A 12,767-nucleotide genomic window follows, 5' to 3' on the forward strand; every position below is an offset into this window, starting at 1 on the left:
GCAACCATTGCTGAGTTATCCGAAGCACTAGAATTAACCGCCGAACAAGTTAGGGAATATTTAGGTAGAGCTCGTCAACCCTTATCCCTAGATTTAAAAGTAGGAGACAATAATGATACTGAGTTAGGAGAATTATTAGAAGATAAAGGACAATCACCAGAAGATTTCACCGATTATTCATGTCTTCAATTCGATTTAAACCGCATGATGTCAGAATTAACTCAGCAACAACAAGATGTGATTAAATTACGTTACGGTTTAGATGATGGTAAACCCTTAACTTTGTCGAAAATCGGAGAGATTCTCAAAATTTCCCGTGAAAGAGTTAGACAAATTGAAAGAGAAGCCTTAACGAAACTTCGTAAACGAAAAGAAGTTGTGGAAGAATATATAGCTAGTTAAAATGATTGATGGTTCATTGTCAATTGTTCATTGTTGACTGATAATTATTTACTGTACGCAAGGATTAAAGAAAAATGCAAGATAAATTAATGTTGATGATTCCAGGTCCAACTCCTGTGCCTGAGAGAGTATTATTAGCTATGGCACAGCATCCCATGGGTCATCGAAGCGGTGATTTTAGCAAAATTATTGGAGAATTAAACGAAAATTTAAAATGGTTACATCAAACTAAAAATGAAGTTATAACTTTATGTTCTTCAGGTACAGGAGCTATGGAAGCTGGTATCATCAACTTCTTAAGTGCTGGGGATAAAGTTTTAGTGGGCAATAACGGTAAATTTGGCGAAAGATGGGCTATTTTGAGTCGTGCTTTCGGTTTAGATGTAGAAGAAGTTACCGCACCATGGGGACAACAATTAGATCCTGAAGATTTTAGAGCTAAATTAGAAAGTGATACCGAGAAAAAAATTAAAGCGGTGATTATCACTCATTCTGAAACTTCTACAGGGGTTTTAAATGACTTAGAAACTATCAATAAACACGTTAAAGCTCATGGTGAAGCCCTTATTATTGTTGATGCTGTTACCAGTTTAGGTGCAGTAAATGTACCGATGGATGAATGGGGTTTAGATGTAGTGGCATCAGGTTCTCAAAAAGGTTATATGATTCCTCCGGGTATGGGTTTTGTGGCTGTTAGTGATAAAGCATGGGAAGCCTATAAAACTGCAACTTTACCTAAATTTTATTTAGATTTAGCACCTTATAAAAAAGCCAACGCCAAAAATAGCTCACCTTTTACTCCTCCTATCAATTTAATGTTTGCTTTAAAAGCCGCTTTAGAGATGATGAAAGAGGAAGGATTACAAAATATTTTTGATCGTCATAAACGTTTAACTCACATTACTCGTGAAGGAGTTAAGGCTTTAGGTTTACCTTTATATGCTAATGATGAAGCTGCCGCTTTAGCTATCACAGCGGTAATACCCGATAAACATGACGCAGAAGCCATCAGATCCACTATGCGCAAAAAATATGACATTGCGTTAGCAGGAGGACAAGATCATCTTAGCGGTAAAATTTTCCGTATGGGACATTTAGGTTTTGTATCAGAAAGAGATGTTTTAACAGCTTTAGCCGCCTTGAAAGAAACGTTATCCCAAGTAAGCTAGACTTAGAGAGAAAAGAAAGAAAAGGACGTAGTGCGCTACGTCTATACAGAGAATAATAGTTAATTATTTTTTGCTTTTTTATTTGCCAATCTTTCTTCTGCCGTCGCAAAAATTAAATCTTTTTTCTCCATAAATTCCCCGGGATAAGTTTCTAAAACCTTAGTAGATAAAGAAATACGATTTTTAGTCTCATCAATTTCTAAAACTACTACTTTGATTTCTTCCCCGATTTTAAATAACGTATTAAGAGAACTAATTTGAGCTTCACTAATTTGTTTAATGTGGAGTAATCCAGCAATACCGCCGAAATCAATAAAAACTCCATAGGGTTGAATTTTGACTACTTTTCCTTGTATTACCTCATTTTCTTGTAGCGTTGACATCGCTGCTGTTTTCGCTAAATCTCTTTGAGTGAGTACAATTTTATTTTGTGCTCGATCAATTTGTAGAACATTAGCAGGTAAAGATTGATCAATGAGATTATCAAAATTATCTTTTTCGATGAGATGAGAGCGCGGAATAAAAGCCCTTAAACCGTCTATTTGTCCGATAACTCCTCCACGATTAACCCCTGTTACCAACATTTGGACAACTTTACCTTTTTCTTGAATTTCCGTTAAGTTATCCCATGCTTGTTCAATGAAAAGTTGACGACGAGATAATTTCACCTGTCCTTCAGAATCTTGTTCTTTAATGATCAAAAATTCAAATTCTTCCTGAAGAGGTAAAACTTCTCCCACATCAGAAAAATGTTGCCAAGAAGCCTCACTCAGAGGTACAAACCCCGGAGATTTTCCGCCAATATCAACATAAACACCACTAGAATCATGCTGAAACACTTTCCCTTTGACTATCTCACCCTTATTAAAATGATAGTCATACTGTTCCTGTTCTAAGGCTTGAGCAAAATCATCCATTGAAAAGGGGCTAATTTGCTGTTCAGAGGGATTAGAATTAGCGGTCATAATTAATAATAAAATCAGTTAATTAAACAAATCACTTTTATTATAGTTGTTTCTGTCTTATTCTGATTAATTTTATTTAAACACTTTATCTAATCTTTATAAAAAATATGATTGTAACCAAAGTTTATAATTTTAATTTTTATGACTATAAATATTCTGATCAAAAAATAAGTATAATTACTCAATTTGTTTCAGATCATTTATATAATTTTGATTGATAGCAATTAATAACTAAGACTGCGTTATTTGATGATGATAAATTTTTCCTTGAGAAAGGTGTCAGGGAAAATACAAAGATGGTTATTATTTATTGGTAAATTTTTGTTTTTTTATTGGTTAATTATTTCTTATTTTTGGGAAATTTTAATACAGAAAATCAAAGAGTTTTACCCGAAAAATTAATGACAAAATGAAGGAAGAACTTTTAAAATAATTCTCATAAATGTTACTATACTTAAGAATATCCGTAAAAACCGCCATCAAAATATTAAAAATAATATGTTATTTAATCAATTAGACAGTATCGGAGAAAAAACTATCAATAAAATTGCGGAGATGGCGTTTAAAAGTCAAATCAAAAAAGCTGAACACTTAAGTGTACAAGTCAAAATTGAACCAAGTAAGTTGGCAAAAGGAATATTAGAATCTTTACATATAGACGGTTATGGTTTAACCATGCAAAAAGATTTACGTTTAGAGAAAATGAAAATTACTTTAAATAATATCTCGGTTAGTCCTTTAAAAGCGTTAATGGGAAATGTACAATTAACAAAACCTAGTCAGGGAAAAGCCAGTATCGTTTTAAATGAAAAAGACATCGAAACTGCTTTAAATATCAATAATCTTAATCAACAGTTACAAAAATATGATATTCCATTAGATAACAAACTGGTAAAAGTTAAGTTTTATCGTGCAGATTGTCGCATTTTAGCCGATGGCAGAATTGTTGTTAAAGCTAAACTCAAAATTTTGAATACTCAAATCATCGAAAGTATTTGTTTAGTTATTAAACCTCGTATTTGTCATAGTGGGCAAGGAGTATTGTTAAGTGAAGTAAGATGTACTCAAGGAAAACAGTTTTCATCTACATTAACTAATCTTATTTTAGAGGAATCGGCTAAGATATTTAATCTTAATCATTTTTTGATGGATGGAATTTCTTTAGATGTCAATCATTTAACCACCGAAGACGGCAAACTTAATTTAATGGCAACCGCAGGAATAACTCATCTTCGTATGGGTTAATTTTACAGTTTCAAATTTTTTCTAACTCCTATTTCTCTGATTTACAGAAATTTTTGAGAAGTTAAACAACCAAATTGTTGCTAAAGTACCTTAGAATAGATCCACAGAAAATAAATTTTAAAGTAAATTAGATAATCCGTCAGAATAAAAACTGACAAATTTTTATGATGAATCAACCTATATTATCCGTAAGAAACTTAACTGTCAATGTTGATAACACTCCTATTCTAAAAGGTGTTAATTTAGAAATTAATGCTGGTGAAATACACGCTATTATGGGACGTAATGGGTCAGGAAAAAGTACTTTTTCAAAAGTATTAACAGGGCATCCTGAGTACGAAGTGACAGGAGGTGAAGTAATATATAAAGGAGAAAATTTACTAGAAAAAGAGCCTGAAGAAAGAGCATTAGCAGGAATTTTTTTAGCTTTTCAATACCCTTTAGAAATACCGGGTGTTAGTAATTTAGACTTTTTAAGAGTAGCATATAATGCTCGTTGCAAATATTTAAAATTAGAAGAGTTAGACGCTTTTGATTTTGAAGATTTAGTAGAAGAAAAATTAGACATAGTAAAAATGGATTCTGCTTTCTTAGCTAGAAGTTTAAATGAAGGGTTTTCTGGAGGGGAGAAAAAGCGTAACGAAATCTTACAAATGGCTTTACTTGAGCCGACTTTAGGCATTTTAGATGAAATAGATTCTGGTTTAGATATTGATGCTTTACGGATTGTCTCCGAGGGTGTTAATAAACTGCGCAAACCTGACAATGCTTTTTTATTAATTACTCATTATCAACGATTACTTGATTATATTACACCTGATTTCGTTCATGTTATGTATCAAGGAAAAATAGTTATGAGTGGTGACAAAAACTTAGCTTTAGAGTTAGAGAAAAAAGGTTACGATTTCTTAGAAGAAGAAAATTTAGTCGCTAATTAATCAAAGAAAATAGTTAATAATTAACAGTTAATAATTAATAGTTGATAATTCTTCATTACTCATTACTCATTACTCATTACTCATTACTCATTACTCATTACTCATTACTCATCCCTAATCAATCCTGTCTATGACAATGTTAAAATCAGATACTTATTCCCAAGATTTATTACAACTGACTGAAAATCAAACCTTAGATTTTAATAGTAATTTAGCTAGTCTAGTGAAAGAAATTCGTGTTAAAAGTGCGAATAACGTAGTTAAATTGAATATTCCCTCCGATAAAGATGAAGATTGGCGTTTTACAGATTTATCTGATTTACAAAAACAAAATTGGTGTTTAGCAAATAAAACTGACTTAAATTCTTTTGTGTTAGATGGATTTATTTTAGAAGAAGCATCTCATTCTCGTCTAGTTTTTGTTAACGGTTTTTATGCTTCCAATTTATCGGATATTTCGGCTTTATCTGATGAAAATATTTATGTAGGAAATTTAAGTAATTTAGATGAAGATAAAATTGGGAAAATCAGTGAATATTTAAGTAAAAATGAGCCTAAAAATGAAGTTTTTACTGCGTTAAATTCAGCAGGAATTACCGATGCTTTTGTGATTTGGGTAAAAGCCAATACCAAAATAGTCACTCCTATTCATTTATTACATTTAACCGCCAGAGAAAATTTTTCTTGTTTCACTCAACCTCGTATTTTAGTAGTTGCCGAGGCACATTCTAACCTTAATTTTATCGAATATTACGGCGCGGTGGCTTCTGGATGTTCAGATTCTGTCAAACAAAATTACTATTTAACTAATGCAGTAACAGAAATTCATCTTCAAGATACCGCCCAAATTCATCATACTCGTATTCAGCGTGAATCAGGAGATTGTTTTCACATAGCCAAAACTACGGCATTTCAAGATAAAAATAGTCATTATACTATCAATGAAGTGAGTTTAGGAGGTAAATTTTATCGTCATAATCTCCATATTCAACAACAAGGAGAGGAAACTCAAACTAATCTTAATGGTTTAACCATGTTGCAAGGAAAACAAATGGGAGACACTCACAGCGAAGTTAGTTTAACTAAACCTCATGGTACGATTAATCAACTTCATAAATTTATTATTGATGATTCAGGGCGCGGTGTTTTTAACGGTAAAATTCATGTACCTAAATTAGCACAATTAACCAATGCAACTCAACTTAACCGCAATTTATTATTATCTTCTAAAGCGCGGATTAACACTAAACCAGAATTGCAAATCACTGCTGATAACGTAAAATGCGCTCATGGTGCAACCATAAGTCAACTAGAAGCTGATGAGATTTTTTATCTTCGTAGTCGTGGTTTAAATGAATATGATGCTAGACATTTATTAATGGATGCTTTTGCCGCAGAAATTATCGATAAAATTCCCTATGAATCTTTAAAACATAGATTAACTCAATGTGTCACTTGTCGTACTTTAGAATAGTTTATAAATCAGGTGTTAGGGTTAATCCTTCTCCTCTTGTGTTTTTCTAGTCTTCATTCCTAAAGAAATAAAATCAATTTAAGGCAAGAAATTCTCAATTTTAACTACGATTACTCATTTTATATTCCGATGCGCTGATTTATCAAATAATTCTATTGATAATTGTTGATGGTTAATTGATAATTATTAATGAATAAGGGATGATTGATAATTGTTAAGGGAGAAAATTTTGTTGGCAACACTAAAAACTATCAAACAGTTAAGAAATAGTCGCATTTTTTGGTATGGCATCGCTATCAGTTTTACCATTAATTTCGGATTTTTTGCTTTTTTAATGGGTAAATGGAATCAAATTAATCGAGATTTACCAGAAAATGTGACTAATATTCTTAATTATTCTCGCCCGAATACTCTCACCATTAAAGCTAAAGATAATACGATATTAGCTCAGTTTGGGGATATTTCCTACGAAAGGAAAACTATTGATAAAATTCCCGAAAAGTTACAACAAGCCTTTATCGCCATTGAAGATAGTCGTTATTTTAATCATAAAGGAATTGATGTCCAAGGTATTTTTCGTGCAGGAGTAATTAACATACAATCAGGGAAAGTAAAAGAAGGGGGTAGCACAATCACCCAACAACTTGCTAGAATTGGATATTTAGATCAAGATCGTAGTTGGGAAAGAAAACTTAAAGAAGTAGTTATTGCTCAAAGATTAGATAATCAACTCACAAAAGAACAAGTTTTACAAGCCTATCTTAATCTAGTTTATCTTGGTTCTGGCGCTTATGGTGTATCCGATGCTTCTCATCGTTATTTTAGTAAACCTTTAACTGAACTTACTTTACCAGAAATTGCCACTTTGGCTGGAATAACTCCTGCACCTAGTCTTTATTCTCCTTTAGTAAATCCTGAAGTGGCAACCTCTCGACGAAATTTAGTTTTAACTCGTATGGCACAACAGGGGTATATTACCCAAGAAGAAGCCCAACAAGCCATAAAAACTCCCTTAATCACAAAATCTAGCCCTTTAAAACGTAACATTAAAAAAGCACCTTATTTTGTTAATTATATTGAAGCAGAAATAGGCAAATATCTAACTTCTCAACAATTAGCCAAAGGTGGAATTATTATCAACACAACCTTAAATCCACAATGGCAAGAAAAAGGAGAAGAAATTGTCGAAAAGACTGTAGAAAGATATGGTAGATGGCAACAATTCAAACAAGGTGCATTAGTTGCAATTGATCCTCGTAGCGGAGAAATCGTTACAATGGTAGGAGGCACAGATTTTCTTACTAATCAGTATAACCGAGTTACCCAAGCCCAACGTCAACCGGGTTCAACTTTTAAAACTTTCGTTTATGCTACCGCCATTGCGGGGGGGATGTCTCCTTATAAAAGTTATTTGGATGCACCTTTAGTAGTTGACGGTTATGAGCCAAAAAACTATGGTGATAGTTATAAAGGAGAAGTATCTATTTCTCAAGCCTTAACTTCTTCTTTAAATACCGTTGCCATTAAAACTCTTATTGATGTTGGTTGGAATCCTATTATTGAAATTGCCAAAAAAATGGGTATAGAATCAACTTTACTACCTACTTATTCCCTTGCTTTAGGTGCGTCGGAAGTCAATTTATTAGAATTAACTAGCGCCTATGGTACTTTAGCAAATCAAGGACAACATTTTCCAGCTCATGGTATTAAAAGTATTGTTGATAGTGAAGGAAAAATTCTTTATCAATCTAAGTTAACTCCTACTATTGCTTTAGATAAAAATAGTGCTAATATTACAACTTGGATGTTACAAAAAGTAGTACAATCAGGAACAGGTATTCCTGCACAAATTGGGCGCCCAGTGGCAGGAAAAACAGGCACTTCGGATAAGGCAAGAGATTTATGGTTTGTGGGTTATATTCCCCAAATGGTAACGGGAGTTTGGGTTGGTAATGATAATAATAAAGCAACTTTTGGCAGTAGTGCCGTTGCCGCTCAAATGTGGCGTAAATTTATGTTGACAGCTACCGAAGAAATACCTATCAAAAATTTTCCCCATCCATCAGGTAAATTGATTGTCAAAAAGGCAACCATAAAATTTGAACCTCTTAAACCTAGACAAATATATAATAAAACTACTGTAACAGAAGAAACTCCTATTCAAGAGCAACCTCGTAAATATCGTCGTCGCCGTCGTAGATATAATAATGATGTTTAATCTAATTTTATGGGAGTTGTCAGTTTTCGGTAATCGACTTTGAGGGTATAGTAAAATTTATATATTAATTTTTTTATCTTTAATTATTAACCAATGATTTCAGATTGCTATAGATATTTTTAAGTTATTTTATACATAATTTTTAATTAAAACTCTTGCTAATTTTATTGTTATAATTTCTTCTTTAATGAATAAAAAAGCGGTAATCATTTTCACTCGTTATCCTGAAATCGGTAAAACAAAAACCAGATTAATTCCTGCTATTGGTGCTAAAAAAGCGGCGGATTTACAGCGTCAAATGACAGAAAAAACTTTATTAGAAATAGAAAAATTGAATCAGCTTTTAGATATAAAAATTAATATTTATTTTAGCGGTGGTAATTTAGATTTGATGAAGGCGTGGTTAGGAGAAAAATATCATTATTATTACCAAATAGATGGGGATTTAGGGTTAAAAATGTATTCCGCTTTTCAAGATACTTTTAGTCAAAATAACCAACAAATTATCATTATTGGTGTGGATTGCCCTCAATTAAATTATCAGATTTTAAAAGAAGCATTTATGGCTTTAAATAATCATGATTTAGTTATCGGTAAAGCTACCGATGGCGGTTATTATTTATTAGGTTTAAATCAACTAAAAAAAGACTTATTTATTAACATAAATTGGGGAGAAAGTCAAGTTTTTTCTCAAACTATTATTAAGAGCAAAAATCTGAATCTGAATATTTATGAATTACCAATTTTAACAGATATAGATCGCCCCGAAGATCTCAAATTTTGGCATAATGAAATATAGTCTTAAGTATTTTATGAAAAATTGTCATGAACAGTGCAAAAAATGTATTAGGTAAACCATTAGAAACTTGTTGTAACTCGCCCATGACGGGTTTTTATCGTAACGGTTGCTGTGATACAGGTGTCGAAGATAAAGGACTACATTTAGTTTGTGCGCAAGTAACGGCAGAATTTTTGGCTTTCAGCAAAAGTAGAGGCAATGATTTATCAACTCCCGTGCCGATGTTTAACTTTGAAGGATTGAAACCGGGTGATAAATGGTGTTTATGTGTCTCCCGTTGGCACGAAGCCTTACAAGCAGGTTTTGCACCTCCTATCATTCTAGCCTCTACCCACGAAAAAACTTTAGAATTTATTGCAAAAGAAGTTTTAGAAGAACACAGTTTAATTAATTAACTATTGAATTAGACTTATTATTTTTAGTTTTATGTTGTGAATAAAATAGATTATTTAAGAATTAGTTTAATCGATAAATGTAATTTTCGTTGTCAATATTGTATGCCTGAAGATCAAGAATTAAGTTATCTTTTATCTTCGGAAATATTAACAAAATCTGAGTTATTAACTTTAATAAAAAAAGTTTTTATTCCTTTAGGTTTTACTAAGTTTCGGTTAACGGGAGGTGAGCCTTTATTACGCCCAGATTTACCCCAAATTGTGACAGAAATTATTAATTTACCGCAAACAGAAGATGTGGCTTTAACTACTAACGGTTATTTATTACAAGAAAAATCTCATTTATTATTTAATGCTGGATTACGGCGAATTAATATCAGTTTGGACTCTTTAAATCCACAAACTTTTGATAAAATTATTGGTAATAAAAATAAAACTCGTTGGCATAAAACTTGGACAGGAATACAAACGGCTTATGAAGTAGGATTTAATCCTTTAAAGCTAAATGTAGTAATTATTCCAGATGTTAATGATCATGAAATCTTAGAGTTAGCAGCGTTAACTATTCAACGTAATTGGCACGTTAGATTTATTGAGTTTATGCCTATTGGAAATAGTCAATTATTTTCAGAAAAAGCATGGATTCCTTCTTCCGAAATTAGGACACAAATTAAAGCTAAATGGGGTTTAGAAGAGTCTAATATTAAAGGCAATGGCCCTGCTGATGTTTTTAAAATTCCCCATAGTAAAGGCACTCTAGGTTTTATCTCTCAAATGTCTGAATGTTTTTGCGATCGCTGTAATAGAATACGATTGTCAGCAGATGGTTGGTTACGTCCTTGTTTATTAAATGAGACAGGACAAATTGACTTAAAAACTGCCTTAAGACAGGGTATGAAAAGTGAAAAAATGAGAGAAAAAGTTGCCGAATTGTTGTTATTAAAACCAGATATTAATTTTAAAGAAAGAGATTCAGGTACTCAAAATAATAATTATATGCGTACGATGTCGCAAATTGGAGGATAAGAAATTTTACCCTAGTTTTCGTTGAAAATTATTAGTGATTTTTTAGCTTAATAATTATTACGAATTGAGTTAAATATTTAAGGATAAAAAGGCGATAGCACTTCTAATCCATTCTTCAACATGAGGATTTTTTTGTAATAAATTATCTTGACTGATAACAGAAATTGCTTGTTGTATTTCATTTTTAGTATAGCCTAACGCAAGTAAAGTCATTTCTAAATCTGCAATAATTTCACCATTAGCTAAAAAGTGATTTGTTTCAAAATTAATTCCAGCACTAATACGCCATTGTGCTAATTTTGTTTTTAATTCTAAAGCAATTCTTTCTGCAGTTTTTTGTCCAACTCCCGGAGTTTTTGTTAATAAACGAATATTTCCTGTTACAATGGCTTGTACTAAGTCCTCTAATCCTAAAGTATCTATTAGGGCAATGGCTGATTGTGAACCTATACCTGAAATAGCCGTTAATTGACGAAATAAATCTCTTTCCGCAGCAGTAGAAAAACCATAAAGAATAGGTTGATCATCTCTTACTTGAAAGTGAGTAAAAATCTGAATTTCTGTTGTGGAATTAATATCTAATTCTCTAGCAAAACGACTAGGTATTTGTATTTCATAACCAATATTATTAATTTCTAAAATCACAACATAGCGATTATTATTAATATTAAGATTATTAACTATTCCTCTAAAATAACTAAGCATGAAAAAGACAATTTATTGAGATTATCTTTATATAATAATTGACAATGAGCCTAAATATAAAATTTGTAAATAAAAAATATTCTCCATAAAATAAAAATACTTTTTACGGACTTTTTATACTTCATTAAAAAATATTAAGCACCCATTGCATAAATTCTAAAAATCAACCTGATAAATAAGTAGTAACAAAATAATATTTTTATAAGAGTTTATTCTATGCAAACCATTCCAGATAATGCCATCACCGCAGGTATATTAGGGGTAATTGTGGCGGATGCTTTAGGGCTTCCTGTACAATTTGAAGAGCGTCAACACAGAGACATTAAACCCGTTACGGATATGTTCGGTTATGGGGTGTTCAATGTTCCTAGTGGTAGTTGGTCTGATGATTCATCCTTAACTCTCTGTTTAATTGATGCCTTAACCAAAGTATCTCCCCACCAACGACACCAATTTCTTCATCAAGTAGGACAAAATTTTTGTCAGTGGTTAGGCAATGGATATTTGACTCCCTTTGGCTATGCCTATGATGTGGGTGGTGCTACCCATAAAGCCGTTAGTCGCCTACAAAAAGGGGTTTCTCCCTTAGAATCAGGAAGTAAAAAGGAGTATGATAACGGTAACGGTAGTTTAATGCGAATTTTGCCTTTAGCTTACTATTATCAACAATTTTCCCCTGAAGAATTGATTAATCTTACCCATGAAGTAGGTAGTATAACTCATGGTCATCTTCGTGCTAATATTGCTTGTGGTATTTACATTACTATTGCTGTGCAATTACTACAAGGAAAAAGCCCTCATCAAGCCTATAGTGATTCTCTGAAACAGATCGATACTCTATACAGTAAACCGATTTATCAACAGGAATTAGCCTATTATCATGGTATTTTAGCAGGGAATATAGAAGATCGATCGAGGGATGAAATAAAATCTAGTGGTTATGTAGTGGACACATTAGAGGCGGCTTTGTGGTGTTTATTAACAACCAATAACTATCAAGAAGCGGTGTTAAAAGCGGTGAATTTAGGAGAGGATACCGACACTGTAGGAGCTGTAACAGGAGGTTTAGCAGGAATTTACTACGGTTTAAAAAGTATTCCACACCATTGGTTAAGTCAAATTCAAAAATTAGATGAAATTATTGATTTAATTCGATTATGGGATAGCTTAATGCAAACGACTTAATATTTAAAGTTCGATCGCCAAGGGCGGCGCTGCGCGATTTTCAGCATTTAAAACAAAAAATAAATTAGATGATAATAAATCCTCATTTGATATGATTAATTATTTAATAGAAAAAATCAACGAGAATATGATAAATATTTATATCAAGCAAGACATTTAATAGAGAACTTTTTTGCCAGATTAAAACAGTATAGAGCAATCGCTACGAGATATGATAAACGAAAAATAAATTTTAAAAGGAGGTAT

General features: G+C 32.2%; 12 protein-coding genes and 1 pseudogene. 11 read left to right on the top strand and 2 right to left on the bottom strand.

Annotated elements, in window-relative coordinates:
- Together ACEW8E_RS01970 and ACEW8E_RS01975 are read left to right on the top strand one after the other, a co-directional pair.
- On the top strand, positions 1-402 hold a 402-nt coding region (locus tag ACEW8E_RS01970; RefSeq protein ID WP_373478661.1), incomplete at its 5' end, for a sigma-70 family RNA polymerase sigma factor.
- Positions 403-476: 74 nt separating this feature from the next.
- Entirely contained in the window at positions 477-1,571 is a 1,095-nt protein-coding gene (locus ACEW8E_RS01975; RefSeq protein ID WP_373478662.1) for an alanine--glyoxylate aminotransferase family protein, read from the top strand.
- 59 nt (positions 1,572-1,630) lie between these two features.
- Here ACEW8E_RS01975 and ACEW8E_RS01980 read toward each other — a convergent pair whose 3' ends face one another.
- Complete coding sequence (locus ACEW8E_RS01980; protein WP_373478663.1) at positions 1,631-2,536, bottom strand: S1 RNA-binding domain-containing protein; 906 nt, start codon at positions 2,534-2,536, stop codon at positions 1,631-1,633.
- 498 nt (positions 2,537-3,034) lie between these two features.
- Between ACEW8E_RS01980 and ACEW8E_RS01985 the strand changes: the two genes are divergently transcribed.
- The 7 genes from ACEW8E_RS01985 (at position 3,035) to moaA (ending at position 10,631) form a co-directional block, all read left to right on the top strand.
- On the top strand, positions 3,035-3,781 hold the full coding sequence (locus ACEW8E_RS01985) for a DUF2993 domain-containing protein (protein WP_373478664.1): 747 nt from the start codon (positions 3,035-3,037) through the stop codon (positions 3,779-3,781).
- A 167-nt stretch (positions 3,782-3,948) separates the two neighbouring features.
- Complete coding sequence (sufC, locus tag ACEW8E_RS01990; protein ID WP_373478672.1) at positions 3,949-4,719, top strand: Fe-S cluster assembly ATPase SufC; 771 nt, start codon at positions 3,949-3,951, stop codon at positions 4,717-4,719.
- 130 nt (positions 4,720-4,849) lie between these two features.
- Positions 4,850-6,193: a Fe-S cluster assembly protein SufD gene (sufD, locus tag ACEW8E_RS01995; protein ID WP_373478665.1), complete on the top strand. Its 1,344-nt coding sequence runs from the start codon at positions 4,850-4,852 to the stop codon at positions 6,191-6,193.
- A 232-nt stretch (positions 6,194-6,425) separates the two neighbouring features.
- Positions 6,426-8,411: a transglycosylase domain-containing protein gene (locus tag ACEW8E_RS02000; RefSeq protein WP_373478666.1), complete on the top strand. Its 1,986-nt coding sequence runs from the start codon at positions 6,426-6,428 to the stop codon at positions 8,409-8,411.
- Between the two features lie 187 nt (positions 8,412-8,598).
- Positions 8,599-9,210, top strand: coding sequence for a TIGR04282 family arsenosugar biosynthesis glycosyltransferase (locus ACEW8E_RS02005; protein ID WP_373478667.1), 612 nt, complete (start codon positions 8,599-8,601; stop codon positions 9,208-9,210).
- A 26-nt stretch (positions 9,211-9,236) separates the two neighbouring features.
- On the top strand, positions 9,237-9,605 hold the full coding sequence (locus ACEW8E_RS02010; protein ID WP_373478668.1) for a DUF2237 family protein: 369 nt from the start codon (positions 9,237-9,239) through the stop codon (positions 9,603-9,605).
- A 36-nt stretch (positions 9,606-9,641) separates the two neighbouring features.
- Positions 9,642-10,631 carry a GTP 3',8-cyclase MoaA gene (gene moaA, locus ACEW8E_RS02015; RefSeq protein ID WP_373478669.1) on the top strand — a complete coding sequence of 330 codons (990 nt, stop codon included), beginning with the start codon at positions 9,642-9,644 and terminating at the stop codon, positions 10,629-10,631.
- 69 nt (positions 10,632-10,700) lie between these two features.
- Here the strand turns inward: moaA and ruvA are convergent, their stop codons facing one another.
- Positions 10,701-11,336 (bottom strand): Holliday junction branch migration protein RuvA, encoded by a 636-nt coding sequence (ruvA, locus tag ACEW8E_RS02020; RefSeq protein ID WP_373478670.1) that lies wholly within the window; start codon positions 11,334-11,336, stop codon positions 10,701-10,703.
- 216 nt (positions 11,337-11,552) lie between these two features.
- On the opposite strand from ruvA, the gene ACEW8E_RS02025 reads away from it, so the two are divergent.
- Both ACEW8E_RS02025 and ACEW8E_RS02030 read left to right on the top strand, forming a co-directional pair.
- Positions 11,553-12,521 (top strand): ADP-ribosylglycohydrolase family protein, encoded by a 969-nt coding sequence (locus ACEW8E_RS02025; RefSeq protein ID WP_373478671.1) that lies wholly within the window; start codon positions 11,553-11,555, stop codon positions 12,519-12,521.
- 129 nt (positions 12,522-12,650) lie between these two features.
- Positions 12,651-12,767, top strand: a pseudogene (locus tag ACEW8E_RS02030) (IS5/IS1182 family transposase); the annotation flags it as partial.

Source organism: Geminocystis sp., assembly GCF_041753295.1.
GTDB lineage: Bacteria > Cyanobacteriota > Cyanobacteriia > Cyanobacteriales > Cyanobacteriaceae > Geminocystis.